General features: G+C 72.2%; 15 protein-coding genes and 1 pseudogene. 12 read left to right on the top strand and 4 right to left on the bottom strand.

The genetic code is table 11. From position 1 onward, the window contains the following. Positions 1 to 139: 139 nt before the first annotated feature. Positions 140 to 1,579 (bottom strand): NAD(P)H-quinone dehydrogenase, encoded by a 1,440-nt coding sequence (locus ACSMXR_RS23770; protein ID WP_137232030.1) that lies wholly within the window; start codon positions 1,577 to 1,579, stop codon positions 140 to 142. Between the two features lie 294 nt (positions 1,580 to 1,873). On the opposite strand from ACSMXR_RS23770, the gene ACSMXR_RS23765 reads away from it, so the two are divergent. The 3 genes and pseudogenes from ACSMXR_RS23765 (at position 1,874) to ACSMXR_RS23755 (ending at position 5,028) form a co-directional block, all read left to right on the top strand. Continuing rightward, positions 1,874 to 2,311 (top strand): gamma-glutamylcyclotransferase family protein, encoded by a 438-nt coding sequence (locus ACSMXR_RS23765; RefSeq protein WP_007458837.1) that lies wholly within the window; start codon positions 1,874 to 1,876, stop codon positions 2,309 to 2,311. Between the two features lie 115 nt (positions 2,312 to 2,426). Continuing rightward, positions 2,427 to 3,250 (top strand): annotated as a pseudogene (locus tag ACSMXR_RS23760) (purine-nucleoside phosphorylase). Between the two features lie 137 nt (positions 3,251 to 3,387). Then, the gene (locus tag ACSMXR_RS23755; protein WP_473169866.1) at positions 3,388 to 5,028 is read left to right on the top strand and encodes a phospho-sugar mutase; all 1,641 of its coding nucleotides are present in this window, start codon (positions 3,388 to 3,390) and stop codon (positions 5,026 to 5,028) included. 73 nt (positions 5,029 to 5,101) lie between these two features. On the opposite strand, the gene ACSMXR_RS23750 is transcribed toward ACSMXR_RS23755, so the two are convergent. After that, complete coding sequence (locus tag ACSMXR_RS23750) at positions 5,102 to 5,740, bottom strand: PH domain-containing protein (RefSeq protein WP_137235681.1); 639 nt, start codon at positions 5,738 to 5,740, stop codon at positions 5,102 to 5,104. A gap of 134 nt (positions 5,741 to 5,874) precedes the next feature. Here ACSMXR_RS23750 and deoC point away from each other — a divergent pair, with 134 nt between their 5' ends. From deoC to ACSMXR_RS23735, 3 genes are read left to right on the top strand one after another with little or no spacing between them, the layout of a single operon-like run. Beyond that, positions 5,875 to 6,822, top strand: coding sequence for a deoxyribose-phosphate aldolase (gene deoC / locus ACSMXR_RS23745; RefSeq protein ID WP_473172436.1), 948 nt, complete (start codon positions 5,875 to 5,877; stop codon positions 6,820 to 6,822). A gap of 5 nt (positions 6,823 to 6,827) precedes the next feature. Next, entirely contained in the window at positions 6,828 to 8,264 is a 1,437-nt protein-coding gene (locus ACSMXR_RS23740) for an aldehyde dehydrogenase family protein (RefSeq protein ID WP_356569626.1), read from the top strand. Next, a complete protein-coding gene (locus ACSMXR_RS23735) occupies positions 8,257 to 9,174 on the top strand; it encodes an aldehyde dehydrogenase family protein (RefSeq protein ID WP_473169865.1) in 918 nt (305 codons plus the stop codon). Before ACSMXR_RS23740 ends, ACSMXR_RS23735 begins: the two co-directional genes overlap by 8 nt. A 78-nt stretch (positions 9,175 to 9,252) precedes the next feature. Here the strand turns inward: ACSMXR_RS23735 and ACSMXR_RS23730 are convergent, their stop codons facing one another. After that, on the bottom strand, positions 9,253 to 9,672 hold the full coding sequence (locus ACSMXR_RS23730) for a hypothetical protein (protein ID WP_103512210.1): 420 nt from the start codon (positions 9,670 to 9,672) through the stop codon (positions 9,253 to 9,255). A gap of 62 nt (positions 9,673 to 9,734) precedes the next feature. Between ACSMXR_RS23730 and ACSMXR_RS23725 the strand changes: the two genes are divergently transcribed. After that, on the top strand, positions 9,735 to 10,442 hold the full coding sequence (locus tag ACSMXR_RS23725; RefSeq protein ID WP_137235678.1) for a uridine kinase family protein: 708 nt from the start codon (positions 9,735 to 9,737) through the stop codon (positions 10,440 to 10,442). A gap of 207 nt (positions 10,443 to 10,649) precedes the next feature. Here ACSMXR_RS23725 and ACSMXR_RS23720 read toward each other — a convergent pair whose 3' ends face one another. Then, positions 10,650 to 11,417, bottom strand: coding sequence for a SigE family RNA polymerase sigma factor (locus ACSMXR_RS23720; protein WP_473169864.1), 768 nt, complete (start codon positions 11,415 to 11,417; stop codon positions 10,650 to 10,652). Between the two features lie 182 nt (positions 11,418 to 11,599). Here ACSMXR_RS23720 and afsQ1 point away from each other — a divergent pair, with 182 nt between their 5' ends. From afsQ1 to ACSMXR_RS23695, 5 genes are all read left to right on the top strand, one after another. Continuing rightward, positions 11,600 to 12,277 (top strand): two-component system response regulator AfsQ1, encoded by a 678-nt coding sequence (gene afsQ1, locus ACSMXR_RS23715; protein WP_006127084.1) that lies wholly within the window; start codon positions 11,600 to 11,602, stop codon positions 12,275 to 12,277. After that, positions 12,274 to 13,803 carry an ATP-binding protein gene (locus ACSMXR_RS23710; protein WP_376185880.1) on the top strand — a complete coding sequence of 510 codons (1,530 nt, stop codon included), beginning with the start codon at positions 12,274 to 12,276 and terminating at the stop codon, positions 13,801 to 13,803. The genes afsQ1 and ACSMXR_RS23710 overlap by 4 nt, the downstream gene beginning before the upstream one ends. Further along, entirely contained in the window at positions 13,800 to 14,438 is a 639-nt protein-coding gene (locus tag ACSMXR_RS23705) for a hypothetical protein (protein ID WP_218524991.1), read from the top strand. The genes ACSMXR_RS23710 and ACSMXR_RS23705 overlap by 4 nt, the downstream gene beginning before the upstream one ends. Before the next feature lie 103 nt (positions 14,439 to 14,541). Next, a complete protein-coding gene (locus ACSMXR_RS23700) occupies positions 14,542 to 15,114 on the top strand; it encodes a VanZ family protein (RefSeq protein ID WP_137235675.1) in 573 nt (190 codons plus the stop codon). Positions 15,115 to 15,208: 94 nt separating this feature from the next. Continuing rightward, on the top strand, positions 15,209 to 15,418 hold the full coding sequence (locus tag ACSMXR_RS23695) for a PspC domain-containing protein (RefSeq protein WP_030084647.1): 210 nt from the start codon (positions 15,209 to 15,211) through the stop codon (positions 15,416 to 15,418). Positions 15,419 to 15,488 lie beyond the last annotated feature (70 nt).

Raw genomic sequence — 15,488 nt, 5'->3', positions numbered from 1 at the left:
CGAATAACAGAAGTTGTACTTCAAAGGGGCCTCCAAGTGGTATAGGAGGCCCCTTTGTTGTTCGGCGGTGATCGTCAGGCGGTCACAGCACCGTCCGGACTGCCGGGGGTTGCCGGGGAATGTCGGGTTTCCCGGGTGCTCAGCCCTCGCCCGTGAGCTTGCGGGTGTGCAACTGCCGGGCCACTTCGGCGATCGATCCGGACAGGGACGGGTACACGGTGAAAGCGTTTGCGATCTGTTCCACCGTCAGGTTGTTGTCGACCGCGATCGAGATGGGGTGGATCAGCTCGCTGGCGCGCGGCGCGACCACGCAGCCGCCGACCACGATCCCCGTACCGGGACGGCAGAAGATCTTGACGAAGCCGTCGCGGATGCCCTGCATCTTGGCGCGCGGGTTGCGCAGCAGCGGCAGCTTCACCACCCGCGCCTCGATCTTGCCGGCGTCGACCTCGGCCTGGCTGTAGCCGACGGTGGCGATCTCCGGGTCGGTGAAGACGTTGGCGGAGACGGCCTTGAGGTTCAGCGGGGCGACCGCGTCGCCGAGGAAGTGGTACATCGCGATCCGGCCCTGCATCGCGGCGACCGAGGCCAGCGCGAAGATCCCGGTGACGTCGCCGGCCGCGTAGACGCCGGGGGCGCTGGTGCGCGAGACCCGGTCGGTGAGGATGTGCCCGGAGTCCTTGAGCCGTACGCCGGCCTCCTCCAGGCCCATGCCCGCGGTGTTCGGGATCGCGCCGACCGCCATCAGACAGTGCGAACCGGTGATGACCCGGCCGTCGGCCAGCGTCACCTCGACCCGGTCGCCGACGCGCTTGGCGGACTGGGCGCGGGAGCGGGCCATGACGTTCATGCCGCGGCGGCGGAAGACGTCCTCCAGGACGGCGGCGGCGTCCGGGTCCTCGCCGGGCAGCACCCGGTCGCGGGAGGAGACGAGGGTGACGCGGGAGCCGAGCGCCTGGTAGGCCCCGGCGAACTCGGCGCCGGTGACGCCGGATCCGACCACGATGAGCTCCTCGGGGAGCTCGTCGAGGTCGTAGACCTGGGTCCAGTTCAGGATGCGCTCGCCGTCCGGCTGCGCGTCCGGGATCTCGCGCGGGTGACCGCCGGTCGCTATCAGCACGGCGTCGGCGGTGAGCCGCTCCTCGGTGCCGTCGGCGGCGGTGACGACGACCTGGCGGGACCCGTCGGCCGCCTGGAGCCCGTCGAGCCGGCCCCGGCCGCGCATCACGCGGGCGCCGGCCCGGGTGACGGAGGCGGTGATGTCGTGGGACTGGGCGAGCGCGAGGCGCTTGACCCGGCGGTTGACCTTGCCGAGGTCCACGCCGACGACCCGGGCCGCCTGCTCCACGTGCGGGGTGTCGTCGGCGACGATGATGCCGAGCTCCTCGTAGGAGGAGTCGAAGGTGGTCATCACCTCGGCCGTCGCGATCAGGGTCTTCGAGGGCACGCAGTCGGTGAGGACCGAGGCCCCGCCCAGACCGTCGCAGTCGACGACGGTCACCTCCGCGCCGAGCTGGGCGCCCACCAGGGCTGCCTCGTAGCCGCCGGGGCCGCCGCCGATGATCACGATCCGGGTCACGAAAAGTCCGCCTCGCGTTGTGTAACCCGCGGCCGCCTGCCGCCCCGGCCGGGGGTCCGGGGGATCGCCCCGGGGGAATGCAGTACGTACTCCATTGTCCCGCACGCGCCAAAGTGCTTCGCCCCGGGGCCCTCCATACGGGAAAGAGGGCGTCCGCCGTACGGGAACCGGAGCTTCCGGCGTACGGGGACGGGCCGCCGGAGCCGGCGCCGCGCCGCTCCCCGTACTCCCCCGACCGGGGCCTTCGTCACAGGAACCGGCGCTCCCGCGCCCACCTCCCGTACCCTCGGTCCCATGTCGCTCTACGCCGCGTACGCCGGCAACCTCGACGCGCGGCTGATGACCCGCCGCGCCCCGCATTCCCCGATGCGCAGCACCGGCTGGCTCAACGGCTGGCGGCTGACCTTCGGCGGGGAGCAGATGGGCTGGGAGGGGGCGCTGGCCACCGTGGTGGAGGCGCCGCGCTCCCAGGTCTTCGTCGCGCTGTACGACCTGGCGCCGATGGACGAGGACTCCATGGACCGCTGGGAGGGCGTCGGGCTGGACATATACCGGCGCATGCGGGTGCGGGTGCACACCCTGGACGGCGAGGAGCCGGCCTGGATGTACGTGCTGAACGGATACGAGGGCGGGCTGCCCTCGGCGCGCTATCTCGGTGAGATCGCCGACGCCGCGGAATCCGCCGGCGCACCTCACGACTATGTGATGGAGCTGCGCAAGCGCCCCTGCTGACCTGGGCGGAACAGGTCCGGCCGGGCCCTCTTCGTGCGAAAGCACAAAGACCTCCGACGCGTCTTTGCGCCCGTGCATCTACGCGCGTAGGGATTCAGCGGTTACGCTCATCCGCGTGAACGCATCTGTTATTCCGGACAACATCCAGGGCGACCCGCAGGCAGCCGCTGCCGGGGCCGCCGCCCGTCTGCGCGAGCTGACCGGCGCCGAGACCCATGACGTCGCCCTGGTCATGGGCTCCGGCTGGGCGCCCGCGGGCGAAGCGCTCGGCGTCCCGGAGGCCGAGTTCCCCGTGACCGAGCTGCCGGGCTTCCCGGCGCCCGCCGTCGAGGGCCACGGCGGCACGGTCCGCTCGTACAAGATCGGTGAGAAGCGCGCGCTGGTCTTCCTCGGCCGCACGCACTACTACGAGGGCCGGGGCGTCGCCGCCGTCGCCCACGGGTCCGTACGGCGGTGGCCGCGGGCTGCAAGACCGTCGTCCTGACGAACGGCTGCGGCGGTCTGCGCGAGGGCATGCGCCCGGGGCAGCCGGTCCTGATCAGCGACCACATCAACCTGACGGCCGCCTCCCCGATCATCGGCGCCAACTTCGTCGACCTGACCGACCTGTACTCCCCGCGGCTGCGCGCGCTGTGCAAGGAGATCGACGGCTCCCTCGAAGAGGGCGTGTACGTCCAGTTCCCCGGCCCGCACTACGAGACCCCGGCCGAGATCAACATGGTCCGGGTCATGGGCGGCGACCTGGTGGGCATGTCCACGGTCCTGGAGGCCATCGCGGCCCGCGAGGCGGGCGCCGAGGTCCTCGGCCTCTCCCTGGTCACCAACCTGGCGGCGGGCCTGTCCGGAGAACCCCTCAACCACGAGGAGGTCCTCCAGGCCGGCCGCGACTCGGCGACCCGGATGGGCGCACTGCTGGCACGGGTGCTGGAACGCATCTAGGGCCTGCCGCAGCCGGTCCGGCGTTTGAGGACCGGGGTCCGGGGCGGAGCCCCGGCCTCGCCCCGGACCGCCCGCACCCCACCACCCCGTACCCCCGCCCCCGTACCCCCTTCCGCAGACCCCGAAAGGCGGACCCCGTGCAGCACGACCTCATCGCGCAGGCCAGGACCTGGCTGGCCGAGGACCCCGACCCCGAGACGCGCGCGGAGCTGGGCGCGATCATCGAGGCGGGTGACACCCAGGAGCTCGCGGCCCGTTTCGCGGGCACGCTCCAGTTCGGCACCGCCGGACTGCGCGGGGAGCTCGGGGCCGGGCCGATGCGGATGAACCGGTCCGTGGTGATCCGGGCGGCGGCGGGCCTCGCCGCCTATCTCAAGGCCCAGGGCGAGGAGGGCGGGCTCGTCGTCATCGGCTACGACGCCCGGTACAAGTCGGCGGACTTCGCGCGCGACACGGCGGCCGTGATGACCGGCGCCGGACTCCGCGCCGCCGTGCTCCCCCGCCCGCTCCCCACCCCCGTACTGGCGTACGCCATAAGGCATCTGGGGGCGGTCGCGGGCGTCGAGGTCACCGCCAGCCACAACCCGCCGCGCGACAACGGCTACAAGGTCTACCTCGGCGACGGCTCGCAGATCGTGCCCCCGGCCGACGGCGAGATCGCCGCCGCCATCGCGGCGGTCGGCCCGCTGGCGGACGTCGTACGCCCCGAGGACGGCTGGCAGACCCTCGGCGACGAGGTCCTGGCCGCCTACCTCGCCCGTACGGACGCCGTCCTGGCCCCCGGCAGCCCCCGTACCGCCCGCACCGTCTACACGGCGATGCACGGCGTCGGCACCTCCGTGCTGACCGCCGCCTTCGAGCGCGCCGGGTTCCCCGCGCCCGTGCTCGTCGCCGAGCAGGCCGAGCCCGACCCCGCGTTCCCCACCGTGGCCTTCCCCAACCCGGAGGAGCCCGGCGCGATGGATCTCGCGTTCGCCACCGCACGCCGGGCGGCGCCGGACCTGATCATCGCCAACGACCCGGACGCGGACCGCTGTGCCGTCGCCGTGCCCGACACCGCCACGGAGGGCGGCTGGCGGATGCTGCGCGGCGACGAGGTGGGCGCGCTGCTCGCCGCGCACCTGGTGGAGCGGGGCGCCACCGGCGTGTTCGCGGAGTCGATCGTGTCGTCCTCGCTGCTCGGCCGGATCGCCGAGAAGGCGGGCCTCGGTTACGAGGAGACGCTGACGGGCTTCAAGTGGATCGCCCGGGTGGACGGTCTGCGCTACGGCTACGAGGAGGCGCTCGGTTACTGCGTCGACCCCGAGGGCGTCCGCGACAAGGACGGCATCACCGCCGCCCTGCTCGTCGCCGAGCTCGCCTCCGTACTCAAGGAGCAGGGCCGTACGCTGCTGGACCTGCTGGACGACCTGGCGCTCGCCCACGGGCTGCACGCCACCGACCAGCTCTCGGTGCGGGTGGAGGACCTGTCGGTCATCGCGGACGCCATGGCCCGGCTCCGGGAGCAGCCGCCGACCGCGCTGGCCGGCCTCGCCGTCACCTCGGCCGAGGACCTGTCGCGGGGCACGGACCGGCTGCCGCCCACCGACGGGCTCCGCTACCACCTGGAGGGCGCCCGGGTGATCGTCCGCCCGAGCGGCACCGAGCCGAAGCTGAAGTGCTACCTGGAGGTCGTCGTCCCGGTGGCGGACGCGGCCGGGCTGCCCGCCGCCCGGGCCCGGGGCGCGGAGCTGCTGGACGGGATCAAGCGGGACCTCGCGGCGGCCGCGGGGATCTGACGGACCGCTTTCACGCCGAAGGGCCGGCCCCCTCCCGGGTGTGCCGGCCCTTCGGCGTTCGGTGGCGTCGGGCTCAGCCGGTCGCCCCCAGCACCGCCAGCAGGACGGCGCCCGCGACGGCCGGGGCGATCACCTCGTACGCCCAGCGCGCCGAGCCCCGGTCCGCGCCCTCGGGGGTCGTGTCACCGGCCCGCTCGGCGATGTCCCGCAGATCGCGGACGGTCTGGTCGGCGGACGCGGTGCGCGCGGCGGTGTCACGGACGTCGGCGCTGACCGACGTCCGGCCGTAGGGGTCGTCGTGGGCCGCGCGGGCGGCGCTGCGTGCCGCGCGCTTGCGGGCGCGCAGCGAGACGGGGATCGCCCACAGCTGGTACTTCGTGCCGTCCTGGGCGAGCAGCTCGGAGGAGTAGGAGGCCCGTACGTCGGCGACCTCGGTCCAGGGGAGCTGGATCGTCCGGAACGGGTTGCGGATCCGGATGCGCTCGTCGTTCGCGAAGACGGCGGGCCGCAGGGTGAACGCCACGACCAGCGGCACCACGAGGAGCAGCGCGGCCGCCGCGAGCCACGGCACCCGGCCCTCGCCCCGGATCATGGCGTCCCCGGCCATCCAGGCGATCAGCAGAAGCAGCAGCGACCCGCAGACCAGTGCGGCCACGGAACGGTAGGTCCGGTCGCCGTGGGGCGGCTCTGCGGGAGGTGTGGGGCTCGTCATGGGGCCGATTCTGCCTGACGGGCGTCCGACCCGGCGGAGCGCCCGCCCGCGCTCGTGCCCCAGGGGCGGATCGCACGGATGGCCCGGCCCCCTGTACAGGTCGCTACGCGCGTAGATATGCTCATGTGGTGACCATGCCCACCACTGCTCCCGCATTCTCCGACGCGACGGCGTCCGACAGTGCGCTGCGCCGCTTCCTGTTCGGGCTGCCCGGCGTCGACGCCGTCGGCCTCGAAGCGCGCGCCGCCTCCCTCGGAACCCGTTCGATCAAGACGACGGCCAAGGCGTACGCCATCGATCTCGCCATCTCGATGATCGACCTGACGACGCTGGAAGGCGCGGACACCCCGGGCAAGGTCCGGGCTCTCGCCGCCAAGGCCGTCAACCCCGACCCGACCGACCGCACGACCCCGCGCACCGCGGCCGTCTGCGTCTACCCCGACATGGCCGCCACCGCCGCCGCCGCGCTGGCCGGCTCCGGTGTGAAGGTGGCGTCCGTGGCGACCGCCTTCCCGGCGGGCCGTGCCGCGCTGGACGTCAAGCTCGCGGACGTCCGCGACGCCGTGGCGGCCGGGGCCGACGAGATCGACATGGTGATCGACCGGGGGGCGTTCCTCTCCGGCCGGTTCCTGAAGGTGTACGAGGAGATCCTCGCCGTGAAGGCGGAGTGCGGGGCCGCCCGCCTCAAGGTGATCTTCGAGACCGGCGAGCTGTCCACGTACGACAACATCCGCCGGGCCTCCTGGATCGGGATGCTGGCGGGCGCGGACTTCATCAAGACCTCGACCGGCAAGGTGGCCACCAACGCCACCCCGGCCAACACGCTCCTCATGCTGGAGGCCGTGCGCGACTTCCGGGCGGCCACCGGCGTACAGATCGGCGTGAAGCCGGCCGGCGGCATCCGCACCACCAAGGACGCGGTGAAGTTCCTGGTGCTGGTGAACGAGACGGCGGGCGAGGACTGGCTGGACCCGCACTGGTTCCGGTTCGGCGCCTCCAGCCTCCTCAACGACCTGCTGATGCAGCGCCAGAAGCTCAGCACCGGCCGTTACTCCGGCCCCGATTACGTGACGGTGGACTGATAGCCATGGCATCCGCATTCGAGTACGCACCGGCGCCGGAGTCCCGTTCCGTCGTCGACATCGCCCCGTCCTACGGGCTGTTCATCGACGGCGAGTTCACCGAGGCCGCCGACGGCAAGGTCTTCAAGACCGTCTCGCCGAGCAGCGAGGAGGTCCTCTCCGAGGTGGCCCAGGCGGGCGCGGCGGACGTGGACCGGGCCGTGAAGGCGGCACGCAAGGCGTTCGAGAAGTGGTCGGCGCTGCCCGGCTCCGAGCGCGCGAAGTACCTGTTCCGGATCGCCCGGATCATCCAGGAGCGCAGCCGCGAGCTGGCCGTTCTCGAAACCCTCGACAACGGCAAGCCGATCAAGGAGACCCGCGACGCAGACCTCCCGCTGGTCGCCGCGCACTTCTTCTACTACGCGGGCTGGGCCGACAAGCTGGACCACGCGGGCTACGGGGCGAACCCCCGGCCGCTGGGCGTGGCGGGCCAGGTCATCCCGTGGAACTTCCCGCTGCTGATGCTCGCGTGGAAGATCGCCCCGGCGCTCGCCACCGGCAACACGGTGGTCCTGAAGCCCGCCGAGACGACCCCGCTGAGCGCGCTGTTCTTCGCGGACATCTGCCGCCAGGCGGGTCTGCCGAAGGGCGTCGTCAACATCCTGACGGGGTACGGGGACGCGGGCGAGGCCCTCGTCACGCACCCGGACGTCAACAAGGTCGCCTTCACGGGTTCGACCGCCGTCGGCAAGGCCATCGCGCGTTCCGTCGCGGGCACGGACAAGAAGGTCACGCTGGAGCTGGGCGGCAAGGGCGCGAACATCGTGTTCGACGACGCCCCGATCGACCAGGCCGTCGAGGGCATCGTCACCGGCATCTTCTTCAACCAGGGCCAGGTCTGCTGCGCGGGCTCCCGGCTGCTGGTCCAGGAGTCGGTCCAGGACGAGGTGCTGGACGCGCTGAAGCGGCGGCTCTCGACGCTGCGGCTCGGCGACCCGCTGGACAAGAACACCGACATCGGCGCGATCAACTCCGCCGAGCAGCTGGCCCGGATCACCTCCCTGGTGGAGACCGGCGAGGCGGAGGGCGCGGAGCGCTGGAGCGCGCCGTGCGAACTGCCGTCGTCGGGCTACTGGTTCGCGCCGACGCTCTTCACCAACGTCACCCAGGCCCACACGGTCGCCCGTGACGAGATCTTCGGCCCGGTGCTCTCGGTGCTCTCGTTCCGCACCCCGGACGAGGCGGTCGCCAAGGCCAACAACAGTCAGTACGGCCTCTCGGCCGGCATCTGGACGGAGAAGGGCTCCCGCATCCTCGCGGTGGCGAACAAGCTCCGCGCGGGCGTCGTCTGGGCCAACACGTTCAACAAGTTCGACCCGACGTCGCCGTTCGGCGGCTACAAGGAGTCGGGCTACGGCCGCGAGGGCGGCCGCCACGGCCTGGAGGCGTACCTCGATGTCTGACCAGAACCGTCTTGGCGTCTTCAAGACCTACAAGCTGTACGTCGGGGGCAAGTTCCCCCGCTCCGAGAGCGGCCGGGTGTACGAGGTGACCGACTCCAAGGGCGCATGGCTGGCCAACGCGCCGCAGTCCTCCCGCAAGGACGCGCGCGACGCGGTCGTGGCCGCGCGCAAGGCGTTCGGCGGCTGGTCGGGCGCGACCGCGTACAACCGCGGCCAGGTCCTCTACCGCGTCGCGGAGATGCTGGAGGGCCGCAAGGACCAGTTCGTCCGCGAGGTGGCCGCCTCCGAGGGGCTGTCGAAGTCCAAGGCGGCGGCCGTGGTGGACACGGCGATCGACCGCTGGGTCTGGTACGCGGGCTGGACCGACAAGATCGGCCAGATCTCCGGCGGGGCGAACCCGGTCGCGGGGCCGTTCTTCAACCTCTCCACGCCCGAGCCGACCGGTGTGGTCGCGGTCCTCGCACCGCAGAAGTCCTCGCTGCTCGGCCTGGTCTCGGTGATCGCCCCGGTCATCGCGACCGGCAACACGGCGGTCGTCATCGCCTCGGCGGACGCCCCGCTGCCCGCGCTGTCGCTGGGCGAGGTGCTGGCCACCTCGGACGTTCCCGGCGGCGTGGTCAACATCCTGTCCGGCGTCACGGCGGAGCTGGCGGCCCCACTCGCCGCCCACCAGGACGTCAACGCGATCGACCTCACCGGCGCGGACACCGCGCTGGCGAAGGAGCTGGAGATCGCGGCGGCGGACAACCTGAAGCGCGTCCTTCGCCCACAGCCTGTGGACGCGGACGGTGCGTCGGACTCCGCCGACTGGTCGGCCTCGCCCGGCACGCACCGCCTGACGGCCTTCCTGGAGACCAAGACGGTCTGGCACCCGACGGGCGCGCTGGGAGCCGCGGGCTCCTCGTACTGAGTACGGACCGCCCGGCAGATACCCGGACGGGGCCGCCCTCCCACCCCGGGGCGGCCCCGTTCGCCGTGTCCGCGTGCGTCAGCCGGTGACGAGCTTGGTCACCGACCCCACCACGGGCAGATCGCTCAGCGCGCCGCCGCTGGTGATCGGGTCGGTGACGATCGCCGTGGTCACCGGCTTGAAGTCGGCGATCTGGGTGCCCACGGCGTTGTCCAGCGGATCCACCCCGGTGCCCGCCAGCGGGTCCAGCTGGAGGTCGGTGATCGGGGCGACGCTGCTGGCCAGCGAGGTCCCGAGCGCGCTGGTCACCGCGGGCCCGGCCGTCTCGCCGACCGCCTGGAGGGCGGAGACGCCCTGCTCCGGGACCTCGGCCGCGGCCGGCAGCTGGACGGCCTGCGCGGCGCCCGCACCGGCCCCCAGGGCGGCTCCCAGCGCGGTGAAGGTCAGACCGGCGCGCAGCAGGGCGCGACGTTCGGGCTTACGTGCATGAAGTGCCATGTTTTCCACCTGATCGAGCCTGGTCGGGTAATCGTCCGTACGCGCAGAGTAGTTGAGGTGTGATGCTGGATACCAACAGGAGGCCCGAGGGGTCCCCTGCGCGGGTCAATGCCTCACACTTCTGTTCTGTGAGTTCCCAACCGATCCCGACCCGCGTCGTGCTGCTCGCGGGCCCCTCCGGCTCCGGCAAGTCCGTGCTGGCCGCCCGCACCGGCCTTCCGGTGCTGCGCCTCGACGACTTCTACAAGGAGACGGGTGACCCGACGCTGCCCCGGGTACCCGGCTCCACGGACATCGACTGGGACTCCGCCGCGTCCTGGGACGCGGAGGCGGCGGTGGCCGCCATCGCCGAGCTGTGCCGGTGCGGCCGCACGGACGTTCCGGTGTACGACATCGCCACCAGCTCCCGCACGGGCCACGAGACCTTCCACATCGAGCGGTCGCCGCTGTTCGTGGCGGAGGGCATCTTCGCGGCGGACATCGTGCAGCGCTGCCAGGAGCTGGGCCTGCTGGCGGACGCGCTGTGCCTGCGCGGCCGGCCGACCACGACGTTCCGCCGCCGGCTGGTGCGCGATCTGCGCGAGGGCCGCAAGTCGGTGCCGTTCCTGCTGCGGCGCGGCTGGCGGCTGATGCGGGCCGAGCGGCGCATCGTGGCCCGTCAGACGGCGCTGGGGGCGTATCCCTGCGGCAAGGAGGAGGCGCTGGGCCGGTTCGCCGCGGCGGCGGCGGGGCGGTGCCGGCGGGGGGCTCCCGCGGCGCGGACGCCGTAACCGGGGCTCCGCCCCGGACCCCGCTCCTTCAAACGCCGGAGGGGCTGGAAAAGGCCCGTACACGCACGGTGGGGTCGTACAGGCCCCCAGCCCGTACGACCCCACCGTATTCCCCCGGATCCCCCTCGGTCCCCGTTTTACTGCTCCCCCGTGTTCCCCCGTACTTCCCCCGTGGCCCCCGCCTCCCCCGAAGCGGAGGGCCCAGCCTCAGGCCACCAGCTCGCCGAAGGACTCCTGCTCGTCACGTCCGAAGCTGAGGACCTCGTCCTCGCGCAGCCGGCGCAGGGAGCGCCAGATGCTGGACTTCACCGTGCCGACACTGATGTCGAGGATCGACGCGATCTCCGGGTCGGTGCGGCCCTCGTAGTACCGCAGGACCAGCATCGTGCGCTGGAGTTCGGGCAGCCGGGCGAGTGCCTGCCACAGCACCGCCCGCAGCTCCGTGCCACGCATCGCGTCCGTGTCGCCCACCGTCTCCGGCAGCTCCTCGGTCGGGTATTCGTTGAGCTTGCGCCGGCGCCAGGCGCTGATGTGCAGGTTGGTCATGGTGCGACGCAGATAGCCGCCGACGGCCGCCTTGTCGCTGATCCGGTCCCACGCCCGGTAGGTCGAGAAGAGGGCGCTCTGCAGCAGGTCCTCGGCCTCGAACCGGTCGCCGGTCAGGTGGTAGGCGGTCGCGTACAGGGAGGCCCGTCGCTCCTGGACGTAGGCCGTGAACGCCGCTTCGGCGTCCGCGTTCTCCGTCCGGGTTCCGCGATCCCCCGTGGCCTCCCCGTACACGCCGGCCGCCGCCTTGGGTGCGTCGACCACCGCCATGTACGGCATGCGCACCTGCTCCGCAGCCGTCTGGTGCTGACGCCCGGTGCCTCGAACACACCCCCGTACGTTCACGGCACCGGACTTCTCCATGCTCCGGCCGACGTCGTGGAGACGCGTGACAACTGCGCTTGAGCTGGTGCTGTGCAGTGCGTTCATCTCGCGCCCCCTATCGGTGGAGTCCGTTCGTTCCCTGCTGACCAAGAGCTTGCCGGGGCAGTTTCATGGCGCTGTCCCCCGACTGTCACAGGCCTGTCACAGGGGCAGTTGCGGCCGTGCCCGGACAATCGGACCGGACCGCAGGTCGAACTGAAGCGCCACCATGGGCCAGAATGACGTTCGTGCCTTTCCTGTTGCTGATCGAGGACGACGACGCCATCCGCACGGCCCTCGAACTCTCGCTGTCACGCCAGGGCCACCGTGTGGCCACCGCGGCGACGGGAGAGGACGGCCTGGAGCTGCTGCGCGAGCAGCGGCCCGACCTGGTCGTGCTGGATGTGATGCTGCCCGGGATCGACGGTTTCGAGGTGTGCCGGCGGATCCGCCGCACCGACCAACTGCCGATCATTCTGCTGACCGCGCGCAGCGACGACATCGACGTCGTGGTGGGACTGGAGTCCGGCGCGGACGACTATGTGGTGAAACCTGTCCAGGGCCGGGTGCTGGACGCCCGGATCCGGGCGGTGCTGCGCCGCGGGGAGCGCGAGTCGACCGACTCGGCGACCTTCGGCAATGTGGTGATCGACCGCTCCGCCATGACCGTCACCAAGGACGGGGAGGATCTGCAGCTCACGCCGACCGAGCTGCGGCTCCTGCTGGAGCTGAGCCGCCGGCCCGGCCAGGCCCTGTCCCGGCAGCAGTTGCTGCGTCTGGTGTGGGAGCACGACTACCTGGGCGACTCCCGGCTGGTGGACGCCTGTGTGCAGCGGCTGCGCGCCAAGGTGGAGGACGTGCCGTCCTCGCCGACCCTGATCCGTACGGTGCGGGGCGTGGGCTATCGGCTGGACTCGCCTCAGTGACCGGAACCGCCAAGCGGTCGCTGCGCGCCGGCCTGCGCTGGACCAGTCTGCGCATGCGGCTGGTCGTCGTGTTCGCGCTGGTGGCGCTGGTGGCCGCGGTGTCCGCGTCGGGGATCGCGTACTGGCTGAACCGCGAGGCCGTGCTGACCCGTACCCAGGACACCGCGCTCGACGACTTCCGGCGGCAGATGCAGGACACCGCCGCGGGGCTGCCGACCCGTCCCACCAAGGACGATCTCCAGCGGGCCGCCGGGGAGATGGCGTCCAGCAGCCCGGGCTACAGCGTGCTGCTGGAGGCCGAGCGGGAGCGCGGCAAGCCGATCGTGGGCTACTCCGACCTGGACACCTTCACGCTGTCCGACGTACCGGACTCGCTGCGCAAGCAGGTGGCCCGCAAGCAGCCGCTGACGTCGAGCAACGAGCACGAGTACCACCTGTTCTGGCAGCGGACGAGCATCGCGGGCACGCCGTATCTGGTCGCCGGTACGCGGATCATCGGCGGCGGCCCGACCGGCTACATGCTCAAGTCCCTCGACCAGGAACGGCAGGACCTCAACTCGCTGGCCTGGTCGCTGGGGATCGCGACCGCCCTCGCGCTGGTCGGCTCGGCGCTGCTCGCGCAGGCCGCCGCGACGACGGTGCTGCGCCCGGTGCAGCGGCTCGGCGACGCGGCCCGCAAGCTCGGCGAGGGCAAGCTCGACACCCGGCTCACCGTCTCCGGCACGGACGAACTCGCCGATCTCTCCCGTACGTTCAACAGAACGGCCAGCTCGCTGGAGAAGAAGGTCGCGGACATGAGCGCGCGGGAGGAGGCGAGCCGCCGGTTCGTCGCCGACATGTCGCACGAGCTGCGCACCCCGCTGACGGCGATCACCGCGGTGGCGGAGGTGCTGGAGGACGAGGCGGACACCCTCGATCCGATGATCGCGCCCGCCGTGCATCTGGTGGTCAGCGAGACCCGGCGGCTGAACGACCTGGTGGAGAACCTGATGGAGGTGACCCGCTTCGACGCGGGCACGGCCCGGCTGGTGCTGGACACGGTCGACGTCGCCGACCAGGTGACCGCGTGCATCGACGCACGGGCCTGGCTGGACGCGGTGGACCTGGACGCGGAGCGCGGCATGATGGTCCGGCTCGACCCGCGCCGGCTGGATGTGATCCTGGCCAATCTGATCGGCAACGCCCTCAAGCACGGGGGTTCGCCGGTGGGCGTCCGGGTGCGGACCGAGGGCGAGGAGCTGGTCATCGAGGTACGGGACCACGGTCCGGGCATCCCCGAGGATGTGCTGCCGCACGTGTTCGACCGGTTCTACAAGGCCAGCGCCTCCCGGCCGCGGTCGGAGGGCAGCGGGCTCGGCCTCTCCATCGCCATGGAGAACGCGCACATCCACGGCGGTGACATCACGGCGGCGAACTCCCCGGACGGCGGTGCGGTCTTCGAGCTGCGGCTGCCGCGCGACGCCGAGAAGCTCGCACGGAACGACGAGGCGGGCGCGGGGGCCCCGGACGAGGACGGGGCGACGTGAAGCGCGGCGATGTGACGTACCGGGGGCGGAGCCCGCTGCGGCGGCGCACGGCCGTCTCGCTGGCCGTCCTGGTGGCGGCCGGGGCGCTGGCCTCCGGGTGCGGGATCCGTACGACCTCGGTGCCGGTGGACGCGGGCGCCGCGCCCTCCCGGGTGCCGTGCCGGCTGTCGTCCTCCGACGTCACCACCCGGTCGCCGGACAGTGTGACCGCCGAGGTGTATCTGGTGTGCGCCTCGCAGCTGGTCACCGTGGACCGTCCGGTGACGGCGGAGGCGGTCGGCTCCGACCGGGTGGCGGTCGCCCGCGCGCTGCTCAAGGAGGTCCAGCAGGCGCCGCCCGCGAGCGAGCGGCGGGCCGGGTTCACCACCGCGGTTCCGGCGGGGCTGCGGGTGGATCCGGCCAGGGACGGCGATCCGGCGGGCGCCCTGCGGCTGAGCAGTCAGCCGGAGGACCTGTCGGCGGAGGCGCTGGCCCAGCTGGTGTGCACGTACGCGGAGAGCGAGACGCTGGTCCGGGACGGTTCGGTGGTGCTGGGCGGGCCCGGGGACTATCCGCCGCGCGGTTATCTGTGCACCTCGCAGACGAAGACCCGGCCGGGCGATCTGGCCACCCCGGACGCGATCCGGCTGGACTGAGCCGGGCCGGGTGCCCCGCGCCCGTGCGATCGGGCCCGCAGGGGCGTCTCTACGCAGCGGGCCGCGAGGGTACGGAACCGATCCTGCCGGTCGTGGCGTCTTGGTGGACGTGCGTCACAGTTCGGACGGCCAGACCGTCATCCACTTCCGCGCGGCGGGCGTCACTCTCCTGGTCGCACATCTGCTGTTCGTCGGGTGGCTGACGCTGCGCCCGCTGGACGTTCCCTGGATCACGGCGGCGAATTTCGAGCCGCTCGCCGGGATCAGGGCGGATCTCGCGCTGGGACCGGCCGAGGCGGCCCGCCGGATCGGCGGTGCGCTGTTGCTGCTGGCCCCGCTCGGGGTGCTGCTGCCGATGGCCGGGGGCCGGATCTTCGTCTCGCCCTGGGTCTCGCTGCTGCGTACGGTCGCCGCCGGGGCGCTGATCTCGCTGGCCATCGAGCTGGGGCAGACCGGGGTGCCCGGTCAGGTCGTCGACATCGACTCGCTGCTGCTGAACACCACCGGGGTGGTGCTGGCCCATCTGCTGGTCGTGCCGGCCTGCCGGGCGCGGCTGCGCCGTGCGGGGCTGCCCGGGGTGCGGGATCTGCCCCACTACCGCCAGGAGACCCGTCTCAGGGACGAGGCCCCTGGGGGGTCGACCCCGACGATTACCGGGGTCGGCCTCGCACCGTAGAGCGATGCTTTGTACCCCTTCGCGGCGGCACCATGGATACATCGGGGAGCGGAGAAAGCTGCTCCCGCCGCTACGGTTCGTGAAGGAGCCCGCCATGGCTGCCGCACTTGTCCGCCCCCGCGAAGGCCGCATGATCGGTGGAGTCTGCGCGGGCCTCGCCCGGCGCTTCGGTATCTCCGCAGGCACGATGCGCGTCATCTTCGTCGTCTCCTGTCTGCTGCCCGGCCCGCAGTTCCTGCTCTACCTGGCGCTGTGGGCGCTGCTGCCCTCGGAGAAGTCCGCCTCCTCCGCGACGGCCTGGTGACGCGCGGCACCACGGGGAGCGGATACGCGCAGTGGGGCGCACACCCTGGTCCAGGGTGTGCGCCCCACTG

The organism is Streptomyces sp. DSM 106670, from assembly GCF_055792845.1.
Note: the sequence above shows the minus strand (reverse complement) of the source record. Positions and strands in the feature narration are given on the sequence as shown.

Coding starts and splice junctions, on each gene's coding strand:
- ACSMXR_RS23765 (WP_007458837.1), top strand. CDS start 1,874: ATGTCGCTCTACGCCGCGTACGCCGGCAACCTCGACGCGCGGCTGATG.
- ACSMXR_RS23750 (WP_137235681.1), bottom strand. CDS start 5,740: ATGACGAGCCCCACACCTCCCGCAGAGCCGCCCCACGGCGACCGGACC.
- deoC (WP_473172436.1), top strand. CDS start 5,875: ATGCCCACCACTGCTCCCGCATTCTCCGACGCGACGGCGTCCGACAGT.
- ACSMXR_RS23740 (WP_356569626.1), top strand. CDS start 6,828: ATGGCATCCGCATTCGAGTACGCACCGGCGCCGGAGTCCCGTTCCGTC.
- ACSMXR_RS23735 (WP_473169865.1), top strand. CDS start 8,257: ATGTCTGACCAGAACCGTCTTGGCGTCTTCAAGACCTACAAGCTGTAC.
- ACSMXR_RS23730 (WP_103512210.1), bottom strand. CDS start 9,672: ATGGCACTTCATGCACGTAAGCCCGAACGTCGCGCCCTGCTGCGCGCC.
- ACSMXR_RS23725 (WP_137235678.1), top strand. CDS start 9,735: ATGCTGGATACCAACAGGAGGCCCGAGGGGTCCCCTGCGCGGGTCAAT.
- ACSMXR_RS23720 (WP_473169864.1), bottom strand. CDS start 11,417: ATGAACGCACTGCACAGCACCAGCTCAAGCGCAGTTGTCACGCGTCTC.
- ACSMXR_RS23695 (WP_030084647.1), top strand. CDS start 15,209: ATGGCTGCCGCACTTGTCCGCCCCCGCGAAGGCCGCATGATCGGTGGA.